This window comes from Spirosoma sp. KUDC1026 (genome assembly GCF_013375035.1).
Taxonomy (GTDB): domain Bacteria; phylum Bacteroidota; class Bacteroidia; order Cytophagales; family Spirosomataceae; genus Spirosoma.
In genome coordinates, this window is record NZ_CP056032.1 from 4495964 (window position 1) to 4518095 (window position 22132).

24 protein-coding genes are annotated in these 22132 nt (G+C 52.4%); 4 read left to right on the plus strand and 20 right to left on the minus strand.

The window, feature by feature from the left end; all coding sequences use genetic code 11:
• Position 1: 1 nt before the first annotated feature.
• From HU175_RS18895 to lysM, 11 genes are all read right to left on the minus strand, one after another.
• The gene (locus tag HU175_RS18895; protein ID WP_176568057.1) at positions 2-742 is read right to left on the minus strand and encodes a (Fe-S)-binding protein; all 741 of its coding nucleotides are present in this window, start codon (positions 740-742) and stop codon (positions 2-4) included.
• Positions 743-831: 89 nt separating this feature from the next.
• Positions 832-1161 (minus strand): L-rhamnose mutarotase, encoded by a 330-nt coding sequence (locus tag HU175_RS18900; RefSeq protein WP_176568058.1) that lies wholly within the window; start codon positions 1159-1161, stop codon positions 832-834.
• 2 nt (positions 1162-1163) lie between these two features.
• Complete coding sequence (fucP, locus tag HU175_RS18905; RefSeq protein WP_176568059.1) at positions 1164-2552, minus strand: L-fucose:H+ symporter permease; 1389 nt, start codon at positions 2550-2552, stop codon at positions 1164-1166.
• Between the two features lie 56 nt (positions 2553-2608).
• A complete protein-coding gene (locus tag HU175_RS18910) occupies positions 2609-3394 on the minus strand; it encodes an SDR family oxidoreductase (protein ID WP_176568060.1) in 786 nt (261 codons plus the stop codon).
• A 59-nt stretch (positions 3395-3453) separates the two neighbouring features.
• Positions 3454-4449: a type I phosphomannose isomerase catalytic subunit gene (locus HU175_RS18915; protein WP_176568061.1), complete on the minus strand. Its 996-nt coding sequence runs from the start codon at positions 4447-4449 to the stop codon at positions 3454-3456.
• Positions 4450-4494: 45 nt separating this feature from the next.
• A complete protein-coding gene (locus tag HU175_RS18920; protein ID WP_176568062.1) occupies positions 4495-5844 on the minus strand; it encodes an alpha-L-fucosidase in 1350 nt (449 codons plus the stop codon).
• A gap of 183 nt (positions 5845-6027) precedes the next feature.
• A complete protein-coding gene (locus HU175_RS18925; protein ID WP_176568063.1) occupies positions 6028-7113 on the minus strand; it encodes a M20 family metallo-hydrolase in 1086 nt (361 codons plus the stop codon).
• Positions 7114-7194: 81 nt separating this feature from the next.
• Positions 7195-8079: a serine protease gene (locus tag HU175_RS18930; RefSeq protein ID WP_176568064.1), complete on the minus strand. Its 885-nt coding sequence runs from the start codon at positions 8077-8079 to the stop codon at positions 7195-7197.
• A gap of 99 nt (positions 8080-8178) precedes the next feature.
• Complete coding sequence (locus tag HU175_RS18935; RefSeq protein WP_176568065.1) at positions 8179-8478, minus strand: hypothetical protein; 300 nt, start codon at positions 8476-8478, stop codon at positions 8179-8181.
• 109 nt (positions 8479-8587) lie between these two features.
• Positions 8588-9505, minus strand: a complete 918-nt coding sequence (locus HU175_RS18940; protein WP_176568066.1) for a DUF937 domain-containing protein — start codon at positions 9503-9505, stop codon at positions 8588-8590.
• A 175-nt stretch (positions 9506-9680) separates the two neighbouring features.
• The gene (gene lysM, locus HU175_RS18945) at positions 9681-10154 is read right to left on the minus strand and encodes a peptidoglycan-binding protein LysM (protein ID WP_176568067.1); all 474 of its coding nucleotides are present in this window, start codon (positions 10152-10154) and stop codon (positions 9681-9683) included.
• Between the two features lie 212 nt (positions 10155-10366).
• Between lysM and HU175_RS18950 the strand changes: the two genes are divergently transcribed.
• On the plus strand, positions 10367-11680 hold the full coding sequence (locus HU175_RS18950) for an SGNH/GDSL hydrolase family protein (RefSeq protein WP_176568068.1): 1314 nt from the start codon (positions 10367-10369) through the stop codon (positions 11678-11680).
• Positions 11681-11690: 10 nt separating this feature from the next.
• A complete protein-coding gene (locus tag HU175_RS18955) occupies positions 11691-12488 on the plus strand; it encodes an outer membrane beta-barrel protein (RefSeq protein WP_176568069.1) in 798 nt (265 codons plus the stop codon).
• Between the two features lie 74 nt (positions 12489-12562).
• On the opposite strand, the gene HU175_RS18960 is transcribed toward HU175_RS18955, so the two are convergent.
• Positions 12563-12889, minus strand: a complete 327-nt coding sequence (locus HU175_RS18960; protein ID WP_176568070.1) for a winged helix-turn-helix transcriptional regulator — start codon at positions 12887-12889, stop codon at positions 12563-12565.
• 416 nt (positions 12890-13305) lie between these two features.
• On the opposite strand from HU175_RS18960, the gene miaA reads away from it, so the two are divergent.
• Complete coding sequence (gene miaA, locus HU175_RS18965) at positions 13306-14202, plus strand: tRNA (adenosine(37)-N6)-dimethylallyltransferase MiaA (RefSeq protein WP_176568071.1); 897 nt, start codon at positions 13306-13308, stop codon at positions 14200-14202.
• Between the two features lie 26 nt (positions 14203-14228).
• Here the strand turns inward: miaA and HU175_RS18970 are convergent, their stop codons facing one another.
• From HU175_RS18970 to HU175_RS19005, 8 genes are all read right to left on the minus strand, one after another.
• Positions 14229-14525 carry a rhodanese-like domain-containing protein gene (locus HU175_RS18970; RefSeq protein ID WP_176568072.1) on the minus strand — a complete coding sequence of 99 codons (297 nt, stop codon included), beginning with the start codon at positions 14523-14525 and terminating at the stop codon, positions 14229-14231.
• Between the two features lie 32 nt (positions 14526-14557).
• A complete protein-coding gene (locus HU175_RS18975; RefSeq protein WP_176568073.1) occupies positions 14558-16399 on the minus strand; it encodes a T9SS type A sorting domain-containing protein in 1842 nt (613 codons plus the stop codon).
• Between the two features lie 26 nt (positions 16400-16425).
• On the minus strand, positions 16426-17199 hold the full coding sequence (locus tag HU175_RS18980; protein WP_176568074.1) for a PASTA domain-containing protein: 774 nt from the start codon (positions 17197-17199) through the stop codon (positions 16426-16428).
• Positions 17200-17333: 134 nt separating this feature from the next.
• The gene (locus tag HU175_RS18985) at positions 17334-17945 is read right to left on the minus strand and encodes a riboflavin synthase (protein ID WP_176568075.1); all 612 of its coding nucleotides are present in this window, start codon (positions 17943-17945) and stop codon (positions 17334-17336) included.
• 56 nt (positions 17946-18001) lie between these two features.
• The gene (locus tag HU175_RS18990; protein ID WP_176568076.1) at positions 18002-18760 is read right to left on the minus strand and encodes a class I SAM-dependent DNA methyltransferase; all 759 of its coding nucleotides are present in this window, start codon (positions 18758-18760) and stop codon (positions 18002-18004) included.
• Positions 18757-19749, minus strand: coding sequence for a glycosyltransferase family 2 protein (locus HU175_RS18995; RefSeq protein ID WP_176568077.1), 993 nt, complete (start codon positions 19747-19749; stop codon positions 18757-18759). The genes HU175_RS18990 and HU175_RS18995 overlap by 4 nt, the downstream gene beginning before the upstream one ends.
• The gene (locus HU175_RS19000; RefSeq protein WP_176568078.1) at positions 19740-20828 is read right to left on the minus strand and encodes a DegT/DnrJ/EryC1/StrS family aminotransferase; all 1089 of its coding nucleotides are present in this window, start codon (positions 20826-20828) and stop codon (positions 19740-19742) included. Before HU175_RS19000 ends, HU175_RS18995 begins: the two co-directional genes overlap by 10 nt.
• Positions 20825-21214 (minus strand): sugar 3,4-ketoisomerase, encoded by a 390-nt coding sequence (locus HU175_RS19005; RefSeq protein ID WP_176568079.1) that lies wholly within the window; start codon positions 21212-21214, stop codon positions 20825-20827. The genes HU175_RS19000 and HU175_RS19005 overlap by 4 nt, the downstream gene beginning before the upstream one ends.
• 216 nt (positions 21215-21430) lie before the next feature.
• Here HU175_RS19005 and HU175_RS19010 point away from each other — a divergent pair, with 216 nt between their 5' ends.
• Positions 21431-22063, plus strand: a complete 633-nt coding sequence (locus HU175_RS19010; RefSeq protein WP_176568080.1) for a DUF1684 domain-containing protein — start codon at positions 21431-21433, stop codon at positions 22061-22063.
• Positions 22064-22132 lie beyond the last annotated feature (69 nt).

Genomic DNA, 22132 nt, shown 5'->3' on the forward strand with positions numbered 1-22132 from the left:
ATTACATCGAACTACCCGTCAGAATTTCGGCTACATGCATGACACGTACGGGCAACTTCTGCCGCCGGACAATACCTTCCATATGCATCAGGCAGGACATGTCGCCCCCAGTGATTACTTGGGCGCCACTTTGTACGTGATCCTGCACGCGATCCTGACCCATCCGGGCAGACACAGCGGCTTCCGATACGCAGAACGCACCACCGAAGCCACAGCATTCGTCGTAACGCTTTAAATCCACCAGCTCCAACCCCTTCACCTGCCGAAGCAGTTGGTTCAGTTTCCCATCCCGGACGGGTGACATTTCAGAATCACTGGCCAGCCGCAAGCCCCGCAGCCCGTGGCAGCTCTGATGAATACCCACCCGGTACGGAAACTCAGCTTCCAGTTCAGTTACTCCTACAACGTCTGTCAGGAACTGCACCAGTTCAAACGTTCGTTCGCGGACGTGCTTGACCGCGGGCGTTTGCTCAATAATATCGAAGTGCTTACGAACGTGGTACACGCAACTTCCCGAAGGGGCCACGATGTAGTCGTAATCAGCAAAGGTTCGGACGTAGTTCTGGTAAACGGGAATTGAGTCCCGTTCGCAGCCCGCGTTAGCCATTGGCTGACCGCAGCAGGTTTGTTCCATCGGGAACGTCGCCTGCACACCTACTTTTTCCAGCAGCCGCATCGTAGCAATGCCTACCTGCGGATAGAACTGATCGACGTAACAGGGAATGAATAAAGCGACATTCATAGTTTGTCGGGACTAGTAGCGTCCCTTTCCTACTAACGTAACAAAGCGGTGGGGTAGTTTCTTCCTCCCCACCGCTTCTAAACTTCGTGCTACAACTGAAAGATTTTATCCATCAGCAACCATTTTTCGCCCGGTTTGGCTACAGGTAACGCCTGCTGGTATTTCCACATCAGCGCTTCCCATTCCTGCACCTTCGGATTGGCCGCATCAGATTCGGCTTTCTTCTCGAAAGAGAACGTTTCATCGTCGGTTTCCATAATCATGAACAGGCGGTTACCGGCGCGGTAAATCGCCATATCAATTACACCCGCCCCCCGGATACTGGCGTCAATTTCGGGCCAGATCTGCTGGTGGTAGGCTTCGTATTCGGCGATCAGCGCCGGATCGTCGACCAAATCAAGAGCAAGACAGTAGCGCATACTTACGGAGCGACTTCGGCGGGTACGCCCGATGAATCCAGACCTGTCGAGTTGGTTTTATAGCCGTTCATGGCGTAGAACGTAATATAACTGAAGCACACGAGCGGTACGATCAGAGCATACACAACACCCTGCGCAAACAGCATACCCGCCACCAGTGGCATCAGGGCTCCTCCCACGATACTCATGATAATCAGCGACGACGCCAGTTTAGACTCAGCACCCAGACCGCGTACCGCCAGAGCGAAGATGGTCGGAAACATAATCGACTGGAAGAAGTACGTAAAGCTCAGCGCAATAACGGCCGTTAGACCGCCCATGGCGATTGCGACTGCCACCATCGCCACGGCACCCGCCGAGAATACCGACAGAATAACGTTCGGCCGGTAGCGCGACATAAGCGACGTACCTACCAGGCGACCTACCATTAGCAATACCAGAGCGAACGATGCGTGGAAACCAGCAATCTGCGTTGGTGTCAGTTCCAGCTGGCCACCTGTCAGCGAGTTAATCAGGTACATGTAGCCTTCAGCCAGTCCCCAATGCTGATCGCGGGAAAAATCCAGTTTAAAGTCCACAAAATAACCCCACAACACGGCCTGCGCCCCTACGTTGGCAAACTGGGCAAAAATTCCCAGTACCAGATGCCGGTGCCGGAACAGGCTCGGAATCGTGATTGTTCCCGCGGCCTGTTCTTCCTCAGCGCCTACTTCGGGCATTTTTGTGAACGCAAACAGCAGCGTTACGACGGCAATGACCAGACCAATCACCAGGTAAGGTCCCTGCACGGATAAAGCCTCCTGCACCCGGATCGCTTCGGCCTGAGCGGGAGCCATAGCGGACAGCATTTCGGGCGTGTATTCCGTTTTCGAGAAGATGAATAGTGCGCCAATGATGGGGCCAAGGATGATACTGATTCCGTTGAACGACTGCGAAAAGTTCAGACGCCATTCCGACTTATTTGGATCTCCCAGTACCGTCACGTACAGATTAGCGGCCGTTTCCAGACAGGCAATGCCGCAGGCCATCGTAAACAGCGCGACCAGAAAGAAGCTGTATACCCGCGCTTCGGCCGCCGGATAGAACAGCAGAGCACCACCACCGTACAGAATCAGGCCGAGAATAATACCACGTTTGTAGCCAAACTTCCGCATGACGTAGCCAGCAGGTAGCGCCATGAAAAAGTAACCCAGATAAAACGCAAAATCGACAATCCCCGCCTGAAAACGATTCAGGTCCAGGGCGATCTGGAATTGTTTGATCAGCGACCCATTCAGGCTGTTGGCTAGTCCCCACAGAAAGAATAAGCTGGTAACAAGAGCAAAAGCAATCTTGTAATTTCCGCCGGTGGCAGTCACCTTGGGCGGATTGGTTGGCGTTGGTAAAGCCATGAGTTGGCAGGTAAGGGATTAAAAACAATAAAAGTACGTCGGCTGAAGCAGCCAAATCAGTCCGTAATGGCCCGGTCCAGGTGGGTGTAGCCGCCGTCCACGTGGATCAGCTGACCGGTGGTATGGCTTGACTTGTCTGACAATAGAAAGACAACCATGTTGGCAATCTCCTCCGTGGTGGTCATTCGTTTTTCCAGCGGAATCTTGGCGACGATCTGCTTCAGCTTTTCGTCCGGATTGGGCAGCGTTTTTATCCAGTCGGCATAGAGCGGAGTCCAGCTTTCGGCTACGATGACGCAGTTCACCCGAATTTGGTAGGGTAGCAGTTCAACAGCCCACTCGCGGGTTAGCGCGTTACGTCCCCCATTGGCAGCCGCATAGGCTGACGTGTTTCCCTGCCCCGTTTCGGCGACTTTCGAGCCGATGTTAACAATGGGCCCTTTCGATTCTTTCAGCAACGGTAAGGCGTGGTGCACCATGAGGTAGTAATGCACCAGGTTCTTTTGCAGCGACGCTATAAAGCCTTCGTACGTACCATTCTCCAGTCCTACCCCATCGTTCACGCCCGCATTGTTGACCAGTCCGTCGATGCGGCCGAATTGCTTTTTTACGTTCTCAACAGCCAGGCGACACTGCTCCGGATCAGACAGTTCGGCAACAAACGAGTAAGCTTCGCCCCCATTTTCACGAATCTGACTAACAGCCTGCTGGTTGTCTGAGTCGTTACGGCCGATAATGACCGGGATGGCTTTTTCGGCGGCCAGAACCGTGCAGATGCCTGCTCCGATCCCTTTAGCACCGCCCGTAACCAGAATAATTTTTCCGTCTAGGTTTAGGTTCATGTTGGTATACACTAAAGCCCCCAGCCCTTGTCTATCGAACGCTGGGGGCATTCTTTGAATTAAGGTACGTAGGTTTCCAGCACCGTCATCGCGCCGTCCGGCACCAGGGTTACCGAGGTGGTCGATGCGGGAAGCAGGGCGCACTGGCCCATTTTCAGCGGTACGTTGTAGCCGCCTTCTGCCTGAATCGTCAGCGCTCCGTCGACACAGATCAGGATAACAAACGAATCCAGGTGCGTATAATCGTGCATCACCTCCTGATCGAAATTCAGTACGTTGGTAACGAAGTAGTCGCTCGTAACGGTGTTGACGCTCCGGTTGATTTCTTTGGGGTATTCCGTTTTGTACTGGTCATAATGGTGATAGTCGATCGCGTCGACGGCCAGATCAGTATGTAGCTCACGTTTCTGACCCGTAGTCTGGTCAACCCGGTCGAAGTCGTAAATCCGGTAGGTCGTATCAGACGTTTGCTGGATTTCGGCCAGCAGCAGTCCCTTACCGATGTAGTGCACCCGGCCCGCCGGCAGGAAGAAAACGTCGCCCGGTTTGGCCGGCTCGATGTTGAGCAGGTCTTGGATGGTATTGTCGGCAACGGCTTTGACGTACTCGTCTTTCGTGACCTCACGATTGAAACCTGAGTTCAGCTTCGCGCCTTCATCGGCCTGCATGATGTACCACATTTCCGTTTTACCGTAGCCGCTCCCCCGTTTCTCAGCCAACTCATCATTGGGATGAACCTGAATGGACAGGTCATCGTTGGCGTCGATAAACTTCACCAGCAGCGGAAAACGGGTACCGTATTTTTCGAACACATGCTCACCCACCAGTTCGCCTTTGTACTGTTCGACCAGTTCCCGCAGCGATTTACCCTGCAGGCCACCTTCTTTTACGACGGATACGTTGCCTTCAACATCCGACACCTCCCAGGTTTCTCCGCAGTTTGGCAATGGTCCATCCGGACCGGTAGGAAAGTCCTTACCCAGAATGGTATGTATCTTCTGGCCGCCCCAGATTTTGTCTTTGAAAATAGTCTCGAATGTGAGTGGGTATAGCATAAGCGAGTGACGGGTTTGCCCGTTTTTGATAAAGTTGAGTGATGTTTATTGTTCGCGGCTCGACGCCTTGTAAGCCCCGACTTCGGCCAATTGCACCGGGCCGTTGGCTTCCGTCACCGTTACCCGAAGTCGGCTGGTAGTGATGGTCGGAAAACGCAGCAACCGCTTATAACCAACCGTCGTAAAGGTAGCCAGTTCTTTCCAGGCGCCGTCGGCCCAGTATTCCACGCGGCCGCTGGCAATGTGCTGCCCGTTCTCAATGTTTTCCTGAATCGACATCCGGTCGACCGTCTGCGTTCCAGTCAGGTCCAGCGTCAACGGCTGATTGGCCGCTACGCTCACCGCCGTCGCCAGTTTTTTATCCGTCAGTTTCGGCTGCCTGGCAATCAGATTTTTCTTGAAGGTTTCATCCAGAATACTACGGAATTCGCGCAGGCTGGCAACGTCCGAATCAGCGAAGAGCCCATCCCGGTTGGGTGGTACGTTCAGCAGCAGCAGACTATTGCGCCCAACCGACTGGTAGTACAGATTCACCAGGTTCTGGCCGGAACGCACTTTTGAGTCTTCGGCGGCATGATAAAACCAGCCCGGCCGGATCGACACGTCGGTTTCGGCCGGAACCCACTGTTTTCCGTTCGCATCGCCCCGGTTCAGATATTTCGGGTCGGCTTTGCCGGGAGCCAGCCCTTCGGTATTGATCGTCGACCAGCAGGTTTCGCCCGCGTTACCGGCTTCATTACCAACCCAGCGTACGTCCGGTCCAGCGTCGGAGAACATAACCGCATTGGGCTGTAACTGGCGGACCAGCGCCCAGTAACCGGCAAAATCGTAGGTCATGTCCTTGGCATTTTCGCCTTTGGCGCCGTCGAACCAGACCTCCGCAATCGGGCCATAGTTGGTCAGCAGTTCGCGGAGCTGGCCTTTGTAATACTCGTTGTACGAAGCCGTACCGTAACGGGGTTCGTGCCGGTCCCAGGGAGAAAGATACACGCCAAATTTCAGCCCAAACTCCTTACAGGCATCGGCCACTTCGCGCACGACGTCCCCTTTGCCGTCTTTCCACGGACTATTTTTGACCGAGTGCTCCGTGAACTTGGTTGGCCAGAGACAGAAGCCGTCGTGGTGTTTGGCCGTAATGATCGCCAGTTTGAACCCAGCGTCTTTCAGCGATTTGATCCACTGCCGGGCGTCGAGCTTGGTTGGATTAAAAATAGCCGGGCTTTCAGTACCGTCGCCCCATTCTTTGTCGGTATAGGTATTGACCGTGAAGTGCAGAAAAGCGGTCGTTTCGAGTTGCTGCCAGTTGAGTTGACGGGCCGTTGGTTTGGGCTGGGCGTGCACCTGGCTGATTGCCAGCAGGCCAGCCAGCCCCAGTAAACGAAAGCGGTTAAACATGGGCTTAGTCGTAAAAGTGGTACCGAAACGAACTTCCGGTCGCCAGGACAAAAGTAGGCACTCTGGTTAATTCACCAAAGGCGAGCAGGCGGGCAATGTGTCCCGGCAGGTATTTATTTGGCCGAAAGGGCGTCCAATTCAGCAACGGCTCCGTCTGGCTCCAAAGCGAAACGCCCGCTGAAGCTAGATAACCTGTTCCAGCATCCGGATGTAGCCGTCAACGCCTTCGCCAATCTCACGCAGGTAGATAAACTCGTTCGCCGAGTGCGACCGACTCGAATGACCCGGTCCACATTTCAGTGAGGGACAGCTCAGCACTGCCTGGTCGGATGTTGTTGGTGATCCATAGGTCGTACGGCCCAGCGCCAGTCCGGCCTGCACAATCGGGTGATCGGCGGGAATGGATGAGGGGGTCAGCCGAACCGACCGGGCAGTTACTTCCGATTCGATATTTTCCCGGATGATGGCAATTACCTCTTCAAGGGTGTATTGTTCCGTCACCCGAACATCAACCGTAAACTGGCATTTGTCCGGCACTACGTTGTGCTGAGTACCGGCGTTGATGATCGTTACCGACAGTTTGATGGGTCCCAGCGTCGGCGATACGTTCGGAAACTGGTAGGTCGACAGCCAGTTGATGTCTTTTATTGCTTTGTAGATGGCGTTTTCACCTTCGTCGCGGGCGGCATGACCGCTGACACCATGCGCAACACAATCCAGCACCAATAACCCCTTCTCGGCGATGGCCAGCTGCATTTCGGTAGGCTCGCCCACAATAGCAAAACTGACAGGTGGCAGATCGGGTAATAACAGCTCCAGCCCGTCGCGACCCGAGATTTCTTCCTCAGCACTGGCCGCCATAACGATGTTGTACGCCATGTCCGGCCGATCGTAGAAATAGGCAAATGTAGCCATCAGCGACACCAGACACCCGCCCGCGTCGTTGCTGCCCAGCCCAAACAGCTTATCGTCCTGCTCGAGCGGAGTAAACGGATCAAGCGTCCACGAGGTATTCGGTTTGACCGTATCGTGGTGCGAATTGAGAAGAATTGTCGGTTTCGCCGGATCGAAATGCTGGTTTTTCGCCCAGATGTTGTTTTTCAGCCGCTCAAATGGAATTGACCGCTGCTGAAAAAAATCTTCGATCAGACGGGCTGTCTGGGTTTCTTCCCGGCTGAATGATGGTGTAGCAATCAGGCGCTTAAGCAAATCCAGGGCATCGGCGGTAAGCTGAGTCTGACGCACGGCTGGAGTGACGGGTTGTGACATAAAAAAGGCGTTGGCCGCCCAAAGATACAGCCAACGCCTTTCTATTGGTCATGCATTGTCTTTTCGGCACTCTGCGTTGGCTTACTCTTCGTGAAACGTAACGCCTTTTTCCCGCAGAAACGCTTTGATGATGTCGACATGAATACACTGGCCTACGTTCAGAAACGGGTAGTTTGAGACCCGGCTTTTACGCCCATTGACGAGTACTTCGCGGTCCTCAATATCAAATCCAAGATGCAGATGACGCGTTGCCGACTGCATGCCATAAATCACGCCATTTGTATCGAATAAGGGACCTCCGCTCTGGCCCCGCAGGCCGGGGGTACTCATTTCAATGCTGGTTATCATGTCGTTTTCGCTCAGCATGCGCGTAATGATACCGTCGATCGGGAAACGGGGCGACGCGCTACGTCCAGCCGTAGTCCATTCAATATCATCCGACCAGGTATCGTAACGGAAGTTGGTAAACTCCGGGAATGGATAGCCAAGCCGGCAAAGACTTCGACCCGCTTTTACCCGGCTTGTATCTTTTAGAAAAACGGCGTGCGACTGGTAGAGTAGTCGATTGTATCCTTTGAAACGTAATAAGGCCAGGTCCTGCGTGGGATGCATATCAATGGTTAATTCCCTGAACTGATCCACGCAGCCCACAAAGTTGTTCCGGATACGAATTACCGAGTCGGGGCGCAGGTTATATTTTTTCTCCAGTTCGGCGATACGTTTCGACGCGTCGGGCAGCCGCTCGACCCCCCGGCGTTCGCCCTGAAACTTCCGATGATTTTTATGGATAGCTTCAGTCTGGGTAATTAGTTCTGCTACGTGGCGACAGGTAATGGCACAGCCTTCCTGGTTAATAAAGAAAAGTGTAGCGGTACCGGGTACTATTTCATTGTGCCCAAACAGACGAACGATGGAATGAATGGGACGGGTAAACGGGTCAACGCGGTCAATGGCGTCAGCAAACATAAAGATCAGAAAAAAGCATCAGCGAATCAATCGGCAATATAACCAATGCCAATCGATTCGCTGATGCTACAAACCTGATGGATGAGGCTGAATCAGCAATTATGGTTTTTTCACCTGCACTTCTGCCGGTACCGTTGTCATACCCCGCGCTGAAGCACTATCCGGGGGGGCCTGCTGGGGAGCATCAGGGGACGACGAATAGAGTGTGTCTTTCTCCCGCCCCATTGGTCCGGACATAGTTGATGAGGTATCGGTCATAGCACTGCTGCTTTCCGTCTCAGACTCTTTTTTCTCACCAGAACAATCCCAGAACAAAAAGCTGGAGCCCATTAATAAGCTAGCGGCCAGCCCGGTGCGGAGGTACCCTGTACGGAGGTACTGATTTACATTGCGTTTCATAAACGTTGCTTTTGAGTTGAACAATTCAGATTAGGTATTACCATTGACACAGCAAGCAGTCTGACGGTTTTGCCTGTCTTCTTACATCTTTTATCTTTTTTCTATTCCCCTACCGCTCTTCATTCTGCTTCGTCGAATCGCGGATACCCAGTGGGCCGGGTACGCTCGAATTGTCGGTCTGCCCGTGTGATTCTTCGATACTTTCCTGCGTAGCGGGCGAATTGGCTTCAGACGCATTTGATTCGACCCGGCGGGTGGAATCCGTACTGACGCCGTCGATGCTATTTTGATTCTCACGGCATTTCTGCACGAGCAGGGCCAGAATTAACGCCAGAATCGCAAACATAGCCCAGCGTAGCCAGCGCACATTCTCACGGCGACGGTCGCCCTCAGCGCTTTTCGGAATATTGGGATTTAGTGGCGTACCGCTGAAATTATCTGTCCCCTGTACTTCGGTTTGTGGCCCAGCGGGCGTAACCAGATCATTGAAACCCAGCAGACTAGCCACCCCTTCCAATCCATTCGGCACCGCTTTCCGGAACTCACTAGCCTGGCCAGTCAACAGTGTTTCAAGGCTGGTGGCTGTCAGGCCGTTTTCCTGCTCCTGCCGTCCGAGTACACCCATCAGGACCGAACCCGCTACGCCAAGAATGGTTAGCGCCGATTCGGCTTTAACACCACTGAACGTACTAATCAGATCGGTCGTACTGTGTAGCTTATCATCAAAAATGTGGTCCAGAAAGGCTTTGTCGCCCTGCACAGCAGCAGCGGTTTCTTCGTGCGTATCGGTTACCTGACCAACATCTAGGGGTGTTTTTTCCAGGTCTTCCTTTTCCAGAAATGAAATGGTCGATATAGCTCCGCCGGTCGACTGTACTTTTCGGGTCAGGGCGCCCAGCAGCGTAGGAATCGCGCCATTGACCGCTTTTAATGTACTGGCGGGTTGTTCATTCAGCTCCGCACTGAGTTGATCAATTACGCCCGGTGTGAACTGCTCTTTTAGGTAGGACAATAAGTGGAGTGCCATGCTCTTCTTTCATACGTTGAGATATATAAAACCGGGGGGTTGGCTGAATGTTCGGAAAGATCAGCCATTAGCCAGATTCCTTCTTTTTCGGGCACAAAAAAACAGGCTGCTCAACGAGCAACCTGCCATATTCCTTCAGTTAATCAGCCCTTTAGTGAGCTGATCATCCCCGAATTTACAGCGTTGGTATCCGCAGAACCTGATCTGGATAGATGAGATCTGGATCTTTCAGCATCGGCTTGTTAGCTTCGAAAATAACACCGTATTTCATTGGATCGCCGTACACTTCTTTCGAAATTTTGGACAGCGTATCTCCCGACTTAACGGTATAGTATTTTCCTTCCGGCGTTGGCTCTTCTACCTGTAGCTGGTTGTCGACCGACGAGACGCCTTCAACGTTGCCAACTGCCAGTGCAATTTTTTCGGCATCTTCCTGGGCTTTGACCGAGCCCGTCAGAATAACCGTATCGCCTTTTGTCTTCACCGTCAGCGTTTTGTAAGCCAGACCCAGTTGCTTGACGTGATCAAGCAGTGCCTGCGCCCGCAGCGGTTCAACTTTTTCGGCCTGAGCAGGATCTGCAGGGGCAGCTTCCTGCTCTTTTCCAAAAATCTTTTCGCCAACTCCTTTAAAAAACGATAATACGCCCATTGGTTCTCGTGAATTTTTAGTGGTAAAAATCAAGTCGCTGCTTCATTTTTCAGCAACCAAACAAAAAAACCCAATACAACTACCGATTGTTTGACCAGGATCGACTTGTATTGTCAATTATTGCGGCTTTCACTCGCTTGACTTGTTTCAAAAGCTTATACATTTACGTAAATTTCTCCTAATTAATCACCTTATTTTACAATCTCATATTTATGCAATCCATGCTACAATTCCGGTGGGGAGCTTTGCTGACCTTCCTGACAGCATTTGCCGCCTGCACGAATAATGACATAGATCCAAGCCTGGGTTCGGGCGGGACGCCATCAAAAGGAAGTGCTGATTTTACCCGCTACGTGGCCGTTGGCAACTCCCTGACCGCGGGCTATGCCGACGGCGGGGTGTATCGGGAAAGTCAGCTCAACTCTTATCCTAACATTCTGGCCGGACAGTTTAAGACCGTAGGTGGCGGTGATTTTATCCAGCCGCTGTTTACAGAAGCACAGGCCAATGGCTCGGGTTATATACGTCTGCGCAAGTTGCCCGCCAGCGCCACCAGCCTGCCCACCTTCGACACAACAAAAACCCAGCTAGCCGTTCGGGGGTTGACTTCCAACGGAACACCACTTTACACACTATTTACCGATGCCAACCAGAATTTAGGCGTACCGGCTATCAAAGTGGCAGACATTCGAACAGCCGGTTATGGCTCGTCGATGGGAAATCCTTATTTTGAGCGACTCGTCACGAATAAAGCAGCTACTTACTTACAGTACGTTAGCAGCAATTTGAACGGAGCTACCTTTTTCTCCTGCTGGCTAGGCAACAACGATGCTCTTTTATACGCCGTTTCGGGGGGGATGGGTGCCGAGAATACCAGCAACGGCCTGACCTCAACAGCGCTATTTACGACCAATTTTACGGCGGCTATGGATACCTTAACAAAAGGAAGCCGGAAGGGTGTTGTAGTCAGCATTCCTAACATCGTCCAAGCTCCTTACTTTACTACTGTTACAGCGCAGGTCAACGCGCTCGTCGCATCACAAGGGCGCACTGGTCTGGCTATTCAGACAAAAAATGGCGTTCGTCTGTCTACGGCGGGCGATTATTTTCTGCTCTCGGTAGCACCTTTCTTCAATACGTTTCTTGCGCAGGGCGTTGGTCTGAGTGCTGCTAATCCAGTTCCGGATCGGTTCGTGCTCGATGCCAGCGAAGTGCAGACACTGAATACCCGTATTGGCGAGTTCAACGCGATTATGAAAAGCCAGGCCGACGCTAAAGGGGCCGCTTTTGTGGACATCAATAGTATCTTCCAGCAGATCACCCAGTCAGGAGGCTACGTCCAGAACGGTATTACCTACACAGCAGCTTACATTCAGGGGGGAGCGTTCAGTCTGGACGGTATTCACCTGACTCCGGCGGGTTACGCTCTAATTGCCAACGAGATCATCAAAGGCATTAATTCAAAATACAGTTCAACTGTTCCACAGGTCAATCCAGCCAACTACCGTCGCGTCCTGCTGCAATAACGCTACACTCATGAATAAACGTCAGCTTTCTATAACCGCGCTTTTTCTTATCAGTTCGTCGATCGCAATGGCGCAATCCTCTGTCCGTCCCATTGAACTTGGAATCAAAGGCGGAGGAACGTTTACCCATGGTTTTACCACCATCCCGGTCCAGCGCGTTGGCAGCGTGGAAGTACCCCAGCTGGATAACAAGAGCAATGGCATCGGGTATGGCTATTCAGGTGGTCTCTGGGCGCGGAAAAATTTCAATACGTTTTTCGTTCAGGCCGAGGTGACCTACAATCGCTTCTTGCTAAGGCAGAAGACTAACGTTACGCTGGACGTAAACGCCAACCCGGCGCTGTCCAATGCCCTGCCCGTTACCGTACTGCCCGGACTGGTCAACGCTACCCTAAACGTTACGTCGGAGTCATCGCTGGAAGCCATCGATGTGCCTATTCTGATCGGAAAACGATGGATGGATGGTAAACTGCGGGGTTATGTAGGGCCAAACTTCATCTTCGTGCAGAAAGCGCAGGCGAAACGCGTAAACACAGGCATGATTAACGCGAACGCTGCAGTGGGGTTTCCGGCTACCGACATTCCCGCTACAACCAGTACTACCAATCTGCTGAACCGTTACGAAGCGCAGAACCTGGAGGTTAAGGACTTTACGTATGCTTTGGAGCTGGGTGTGGGTTTCACACCCCTCAGCTTTCTGGATGTTGATGCCCGCTACGCCGTACCGGTTGGCGGGGTTTATAAAGACAAAAATATCAAGGGTTTTCTGGGTATCGCTACGGTATCACTCGGATTCCGGATATTCTAAAGTACGTTTACCAATCAACGAAACGGCCTGCTTTCTGATCAGAAAGCAGGCCGTTTCGTTGGGCTTATTGCCTACTAATTTTCGTCATCCGGAGTGGCGAATTTTTCCCCGATAGTTTTCAATTGCAGCAGAACGGGTAAAATCTGGTGTCCCTTTTCGGTTAAACTATATTCAACCCGTGGAGGAACTTCGCTGTATGATTTCTTGGTGAGTACGCCCAATACAATGAGCGCTTTTAACTCCTGAATCAGAATTTTTTCGCTGATATCAGGGATCAATCTTCGTAATTCACCATAACGCCGTGTTTGTGAACCCAATTGAAAAATGATATACAATCTCCATTTGCCGCAAATAATATCAAGGGTCTTTTTTAATGCCAACTGATCGGTGTTACTTAACATCTGCCAGTAAATTATTTATTTTGTTTAAGTGCGATTACTAACCTTTTGGTATGTAACCCCTTGATTAAAAGGTCTTTGTACCAATTTTGGCAAAAATATAAATTTGTTTGGTATTCCTGACAACCAACGCTAGTACCAGCATCTAAAACCAGTACTCAACGCCCCTAACTACTTACCAATCAGTAGATAAGCGAACGCAACTTTATTCACCTTATTTTCGTAAAAATTGCCTGCTTATAAGCAGATCGACTTAGAATAATTCAAAACACGAATTATAATTTATAATCTCCCGCAACGTGAATCTTCTTTAAAGACCGTTACCTCACGGTTCAGCTACCCAGGACGCTCACTAATTTTGTATTTTTACCGACTGGCTAATCAAATTTGATAGGCTGACGGCTTATTTTTTTTGCTATTTGAAAACGTTACTTGTTATTGCCGGCCCCACAGCGGTCGGCAAAACGGATTTATGCGTCAGGCTGGCCACGCGGCTGGATACGGCCGTTGTATCAGCCGATTCACGTCAGCTTTACCGGGAACTAACCATCGGTACGGCGAAGCCATCCCCCGCCGAAATGAATGGAGTTCCTCACTATTTTATTGATTCGCACAGCATCACCGATCCGGTAAATGCAGGTCGGTATGAGCGGGAATGTCTGACACTTCTGGAGCAGTTGTTCCAGGAAAAGGACGTAGTGATTTTATCCGGTGGAACCGGCTTGTATATCCAGGCAGTCTGTTTCGGCCTGGACGATATGCCCGTAGTTGACCCCACGCTACGGGAGCAACTAGTTCAGCGGCTGCAAACCGAGGGATTGCAAAAGTTGCAGCAGGAGTTACGTCAGCTCGATCCGGTATATGCGCAAACCGCTGATTTACTAAACCCCATCCGGGTCACGCGGGCGCTGGAAGTTTGTCTGTCAACCGGGCAGCCCTATTCGTCGTTTCGGCGGCAGCAGCCAGTCGAACGTTCCTTCCAGGCTCAACTGATTGCGCTGGAACTCCCCCGCGATGAATTATATGCCCGGATTGATGCCCGCATGGATCGGATGTTGGCCAACGGATTGATCGAAGAAGCACGTTCGCTAAACGTGTACCGGGATCTGTCGGCGCTCAAGACGGTTGGTTATCAGGAGATTTTCCCGTACCTGGATGGTGACTATGACTATGCGGAAATGGTCCGGCTGCTGAAACGCAACTCGCGCCGGTACGCGAAACGGCAACTCACCTGGTTCCGGAATCAGGCAGCTTTCCGGTGGTACAGCCCGCAGCAGGACGATACTATTTTAGCCGACAGCGGTCTGACATCTTAATGCCAGACCGCTGTCGGGGTGCCAATTTATTCCTGAGCGCGGTAGGCCAGCATGCCGCCCGTTACGTTACGAACGTTGTTGAAACCGTTCTCTTCGAGGTACTGCTGCGCCCGGGCGCTACGTGCCCCCGACCGGCAATGCACGATCACTTCTTCATCCTGCAAGCCATCCAGCTCGTCGATCCGGTGCGGCAGGTCACCCAGCGGAATCAGCGTAGCGCCGATGTTGTCGGCTTCGTACTCGTTCGGTTCGCGTACGTCGATCAGATTCAGTTTTTCGCCTTTGTCGAGCCGTTCTTTCAACTCTTGTACTGTAATGTCCATGGCCTGGGTTATTTAATTCGGTTTAATCAGCGTCAATGCTGAATGATTAGTTTTTGCGTTACAACGCGCCGGTCGTCCGTCAGCCGAAGCAGATACAAACCGTCGGGCAAGTAACTCAGGTCTAACATCTGCTGACCGCGACTTGGTTCGAGCGCCCGCAGGATCTGCCCGCTTGGCCTGATAATTTCGAGCCGTTTCAGGTTTTCGTTATCCCAGTGGACCAGTCCTGTAGTTGGGTTTGGGTACACACGTAACGGAGCCAGCGTTTCCACTTCAGGAAGCGCCGTTACGACCGTGTCTGGCCGACCACCCATGACAGGCCGCAGCATGAACGCGCCCTGAAAATTCAGCGCGGTGACGTTGCTGTTCTGCTGGTTTTGCTCCCAGGTATTGCCGCCGTTGTAGAATATCTGATTGCCGAACGGACTATTTTTATCGAAGCCCAGTCGCAACAGGGTTGTGTCGCTTACGCTGACCTGCTGATAACCAATGTAGAACGTATCCTGCACCGATACGTTCCGGGTAAATTTGAAATCGGTAAAAGCGTTCCGGTATGGTGGGTACGTAATGGCAAACGACTGCTGGTAAACGACGGAGTTAGGCCGCCCGTTGCGGCTGTTGTACACGCTCAGCACGAACGTCTGACCGGTTTGATTGGTACGGAACGGCACCAGACACGCCCGAACACCGGAAACAACGTCGGCCTTGTTCGTGACGAACCGAACAGCCCAGCGTTCGCCCGGCCCCAGCTGGAGGCCATACTCCCAGGTGCCATCGTCATACGCGTAATAGTCGCTCAAATTAGCTAATCCCGACAACGTATCGTTCCGACGCAGATTGACGCCCGGAATCGACGGGTTCTGGTCATCGGTCGTAAGCAGGTCAAATTTGTACCGTAACCGAGCCTGTGGTAGTGCGCCCAGGCCTGTAGCGGGTACCGCTTGCTGGCTTTTCCGCTGCGAGCTAAGTGCCCCGATCAGGACCGAGTTCGTCTGCGAGACGTCCTGTACTGTTGCGCCCGACACTTCATCCCGAATGGTGAACCGGTACGTAGTGAAATTGAAATTATTGAATAGGTTGTTGATGTCGGTCGTCACCGAGTCCGCCGTTTCAGCCGCCGGGTTGACCAGATACTGGGTCAACGGCATGGCCGTGTACCGCTTTAGCAGCGGGCTTAGCGGTTGACGAACAGCTACGTCGCGCACAAAGCGATCGTTCAGCGTACGGCCCCGGTTCAGGTATACATAGTCCACGTTCCAGGTATCGAATGGTCCCGACGAGCGACCGTAGGCCCGGAATCGGAAGGCAAACTGCCCATGAAAATAAGCCGCTGCCCGGACCGGGATGAATACCTGCGTAAAATTATTGGTGGGGCGACCACCCTCCTGGCGCCAGACTGTTTGCCAGTTTCCAGCCTGGTTGCGAAACTGTACCGTCAGCGAGTCACCCAGGTCCGGCGACTCCCCCAGTCCGCGCATCTGCCAGTAGAAACTCAGGTAGACCGAGTCAGCCGCCGTCAGGCTCGCCATGTTGATAGCCTGCGAGGCCAGGGTGTCGGTGTAGCCCTGCGCAAACTGATTGTTAAACACATACGGGAGTCCATTGCCGCGTAACCCGTCGAACGACGCTACGCCCACCGTTGGGTGGTTAACAGCCATGGTATTGTTGATGTAAACGCCACTCCCAGCCTGCCACAGGCGGACATCAGGCCTGTCGATACCTGGCTGCCCGGCTGCCGTCGAAAAATCGTCGAAAAACGGTAAGGTCAGCGGAGTCTGGGCCAATCCAGCGGGGACTATTCCAAGTATGAACAGTAAACCGCCGACCAGCCGGGTAACGGACCGAAGAAATTGATTACGTAACGTGATGCCCATGTACTATTGGTGCCGGAAGCGGTGGTTTAGTTCGGCTCTACCGGCCCCACAACCCACAAATCCATTGTTTCTCCCACTCGGATCCGTTCGCCGGCACGGGCTTCGGGTCGTTGCCGAACCACCGTACCAACTTCCTTTTCGGGATCATCAACAGGAATAATCGTGCCAACTTTCAGGCTCGATCCCTGAATCGTCAACTTCGCTTCATCCAGTGGCTTACCTACAACGTCAGGAACCGCAAACATTGTATTTCCCAGGCCATCGCCCACTTCCAGATCGATCTTTGCTCCTTTTGGCACTGGTGTTCCCGGAATAATTTCCTTACCGTTATACAGTTGCCGCAGTACAGAGTTTTTGGCTACGTCCGGTACGTAAATCCGCTCGCCAATCTCCAGCCCCAGCGAGCGCAGATTCAGTTCGGCACTCCGGTCGGTCAGGTCGGTCAGTTTCGGCATCGACACCATGGGGGCTACCCGCTTGGTGATCGTGATGTAGATCTTACGCCCTTCCTTCACTTTCATGTTGGCGCGGGGATACTGCTGCACAATCGTCAGCGGCAGGGCACCGGCCACAAAGGTGCAGTCGCTGACCTCGTAGCGCAGGTCGCGATCGTTCAGGATATTCTGCATCTCGTCCAGACTCAGTTTGGTCACGTCCGGTACCGTAATGGTCTGACCATGGTTGGTTGTGAACGGCAGATACACAAAGAAAAACGCCAGGAATAAAGCAGCCAGCAACGCCAGGATAAGGCCCAGGTGAATCAGCAGGTCAGCAAAGGATCGGGTGCTGATTTTAGCCATTCGAATCGAAAATTGAAAACAGGTTTTGTCTGGTGGATATAATTGCCTGCTGTGCAGACTCAGCCCGGTCGACTAGATCGCCAAACGGGATCTACCTGACCGGTTGTGGTCAAAATTAGCAGAATCGGGAGCGCTTACCGATATCCGGCCAGCATTTTTTTGATATACTTCCCAACGACATCGAATTCCAGATTAACCATATCGCCTACCTGCAACTGGCTAAAACTGGTGTGCTCGTACGTGTACGGAATAATGGTTACCCGAAAACTGTCGTCGCGCGAGTTGAAAACGGTCAGACTAACACCATTGATACAAATGGACCCTTTTTCGACCGTAATATTTCGATCCTTCTCGTCGACACCTTCTGGAACCGGCTCGTATCGGAAGTCAAACAGCCAGCTTCCATTTAGGTCTTCAATGTTGGTACAGATGCCGGTCTGGTCCACGTGGCCCTGCACAATATGGCCATCGAACCGACCCGTTGCGGGCATACACCGTTCCAGGTTAACCCGATCACCAGTGCGTAACAAACCAAGATTCGTTTTCTTCAGCGTCTCGTCAACGGCCGTCACGGTGTACCCTTTGTCGTCGAGACTGGTGACGGTCAGGCAGACACCGTTGTGACTGACACTCTGATCTATTTTCAGTTCGGGCGCCATCGTCGATTCAATCCGGAACGTCAGGTTCGTTCCCTCCTGCTCAATGCCGGCTACAATACCCGTCGTTTCTACAATACCAGTAAACATAATTTTCAGTAAATTAAAACAGCGCTTCCCTGAGCCACTCACTCTTTCTCGCTAACCTAAACAGGGCAGAACACAATGAACAGCGAACTGCCGAACGGCAGTCGGGGAAGCAGCTTCTGCTCCGTATGAACAACCCGGTAAAGGGTCTCGTTCAGCCAGGGGCTGGGCAAATATACATCCGATTTGGGCGATTCGGGTGATTGCCAGCCTAGCCGCAGCTCCAGATTCTGCCACTGGCGCATCAGTAGGATAACCGGCGACAGTAGAAAGCTCCAGTACGTACTCCGTTCGATACGCAGCCCAGTTCCAGGAAGCAAACGCTCAAAATCAGCCCGTGTAAACCGCCGGGCGATACCAACGGCCAGATCGTGCTGGCCCTTGAATACCTCGAAAGCGTTGTTATTGCTGATCAGAATGCCCGCTGGTAATAAACGGGTTGCCAGTTTTCGCATCAGTGCTGGCAGTCGGTCGCCCAGGAAATAGCAGAATACGTCATTACAAACAACAGCGTCGTACTTCTCGCCAGTCTCGGCTAGCTCGTTCAGATCAACCAGCGAAACCGTTAACCCTCGTTCGCGGCAGGCTGCAACGGCATCCGTCGATCCATCGATCCCCCGCAGGTTTGTGTACCCCCGATCGCGCAGGAAGGCCATTAGGCCACCCGTTCCGCAGCCAACGTCCAGAATAGACATATCGCGCCGGTCGCCGAAATGAGCCTGCAGGGCCTCCGCAACCCGCTCGTGCAGACTGCGGTACCACCAGAGTTTACCCTCCAGCTGGTACATTTTTTCGTATTCTTCCGACCGACCGATCATAGGCAGCGGGGTAAGTGGCTTAACAGAGGCAGTAAAAACAACAGAGACGATTGCGACACCGCCCGGCTTACAGTTTCCGGCCAGTTCCGCTTTTCGACGTAGGGCGGCAACCCACTATAGGCCATGAACAGCTTGCCCACGTATTCGCCCAGCACCCCCAGGCAGAGCAGCAGCAGCCCCGTGGCAAAGGCAATTGCCCACAAGAGTATGATCCAGTTTGGTACGTCAATCAGCTCACATATACTGCCAGCCAACAGACCAAGACCAGCCAGCAAGCTGGTTAGAAACAGCCCCGCTCCCACCACCGTAAAAATTCGGACAGGCCAGAGCGAGTAACCAATGAATACGTTCAGGAAGAGGGCGATAAGCTTACGCGCCGTGTAGTTCGAGCGGCCTTCCTGGCGGGTATTGTGCGGCACGACAACACTGCCAACGTGCCGGGTTACCCGAAAAATAAGCCCGTCAATGTACGGATACGGTCCCCGGTAGCGGATGATTTCACTCACTATCTCCCGCCGAATCAGTTTGAAGCTGGATAGGTACAGCTCTCTAGGCTTGCCCAGCGAATACGTCGTGAGCCAGTTAACGAGCCCACTCCCCAGGTTTCGAAACCAATGGTGCTGCTTCTCCTCATATCGGCTATAAACAACGTCGTAACCACCCATATCGGCCGTTTCAACCAGGGTTAGAATAGACTCGGGTGGATTCTGGAAATCATCGTCAATGATCACAACATGCTGACCACTTGCGTGATTCAGCCCACAGAGTACCGCGTTAAACTCCCCGAAATTCCGGCGCAGGGAGATAAACTGTACGCTCTTGTAGGCTGCAGCCAGTTGCCGACACACCGACTCCGAGCGGTCGGGGCTTCCGTCATTCACCAGAATAACCTCGAAGGCGCGTCCGGCCAGACACGTGTGCAGCCGCTCAACCAGTGGACTGATTGTATGTTCACTGTTGTAAACGGGAATAACGATGCTTAAGTCCATGCGTTAATTCGACTGATGATGTAATCCGCATCAGCGTCCGTCAGGGTTGGATTCAGCGGCAAACTAACAACTTCGCGGTGAAGTTGCTCCGTAATGGGCAGTGAGAGTTGCGAAAACGATGGGTAAGCCTGCTGCCGATGCGGTGGTGTCGGGTAATGAACGTCGGTACTGATCCCCTGTTCGTACAGATACGCCCGAAATGCATCGCGCCGGGAGCAACGAACGACAAATAAATGCCAGACGTCCTGAATGAGCTGATCGGCGGGGGGCAAAACCAGATCAGGATGCATAATATCCGTCAGGTAACGCTGGGCGAGTTCCCGGCGTCGCCTGTTGTCGGTGTCGAGAAAAGACAGCTTGGCCGACAGGACAGCAGCCTGCATCTCATCCAGACGGCTGTTGTGCCCAATGTAATCATTCACGTATTTCTGGGCGGAGCCGTAATTACGTAGTGCCCGCAACCGCCCGGCCAGTTCGTCGTCGTCGGTTGTAATAGCGCCCGCGTCGCCCAGAGCACCCAGATTTTTGCTGGGATAGAAGCTCCAGCCAGCCGCATGACCAAGAGCTCCCGCCCGTTTCGACTGGTAACAAGCACCGTGCGCCTGGGCCGCATCTTCCAGTACGCGCAGCGAATATCGATGGGCCAGCTCATTGATGGGATTCATGTCGCAGCACCGCCCGTACAGATGCACGGGCAGTATCGCTTTCGTGCGGGACGTAATGGCGGCTTCAATTCGGGTGGGATCGAGTAAGTATGTTTCAGGATCAGGTTCGACAAAAACGGGCGTTAGTCCAGCCAGCGTTACGCTCAGAACGGAGGCAATATAGGCGTTTCCCGGTACGATGATTTCGCTGCCTGCCGGAAAGTCCCAGGCTTTCAGGACGAGGGTCAGCGCGTCGAGCCCATTACCGACACCAATGCAGTGCCGCGTGCCGCAATACTGGGCAAACTGTGTTTCAAAGGCATCAACTTCCCGTCCCAGAATGTACCAGCCAGATGATATAACGCGTTGCGTAGCCAGAGCAATCAACTCCTCATACGGTTCATTGAGCCGTTTCAGGTCCAGAAATGGAATCATTCGGAGGCCACCATCACCTGATTCGGGTATGGTTCGTAAATGTAATCGTCTTTGTCGTAGAGTTGATTTGATACCACCAGCAGAATGGCATCTTCCGAAAACTGATCCATGGTATGCCAGTCTTCTGGTTTCAGCACAAGGCACTGGCGGGGGTTTGTCAAATGAAAGTACTCTTCTCCCTTCCCGTTATTATTGTACACCCGGCAGCTTCCATTCAGGCAAATCAACGCGTTCCAGGCCAGGTGATGCCGATGACCGGCCCGCGAACCTTCGCCAGCATTATAGATGTAGAACACCCGCTGGATTTGACCGGGTATAATATTTTCGAAAACGGTCAGGTCACCGGTTTCGGATGAAAATGTTTTTAAGTTGTACAATTCAGCCATTCCGTAACGTCAATCGTTTGTTGTGTTACCTAAGTAAATCTTCCGATAAACTAGATAGTCAGAATCTTTAATCTGCTTTTAATCAAGGTACCAAGATACAATCTTGAATGATTGTATCTACATTCTATTTAAGAAATCTACTCATTAATTGTTTGTGAATCCCGGCTTTTTTTCGGAATCTATTCGTTTCATGCAGATTTGCCCCATTTTTGCCCAATGTTTACGAACAAGACACTTCTGACAGGGCTGGTCGTGCTGGTGGTAGCGGCTGTTGCCTATTTTTTCCTCAGCGACGACGCTTCCGACGGCTTTGGTACGGTTGATCCGAACGCTTACCGGCAGCAGGTGGCCGCATCAAGGGAGAAAAAAAATGATTTCTTTCGTACCAGTGCCGAATCGCCCTTTACAGATAAGACCTCTTTTTCGGGCCTGCGTTACTTTTCACCCGACCCAGCCTATCGGGTTGTGGCCCGTCTGGAACCCTTTGCCGATAAAACCCAGAAGCTGGTGGTTACCCTAACCGACGGCAGCGAAGAGGTATATGATAAATACGCCCACGCCGTTTTCAGTCTCAATGGCGAGGCTTGCCGGCTGTTGATTGTTAAACTCAAGGACACGTATTCCATCCTGTTCCGCGATGCTACGTCGGGCAAAACAACCTATGGTGGTGGGCGCTATCTGGAACTAGATCCCAAACTGATGCAGGAAAACCGCGCCGTATTGGATTTCAATGCAGCTTATAATCCGTATTGTGCCTATAACCCCGGATTTGCCTGTCCGCTCCCCCCGAAGGAGAACAATCTCCCTATTGCCATTGAAGCCGGTGAACAATACGTAGCGCACGAATAATAGCGATACGTTTATTATTCGTACGTATAATAATTATATAAACTGCAAATTTTTGTATACTAATGGCAT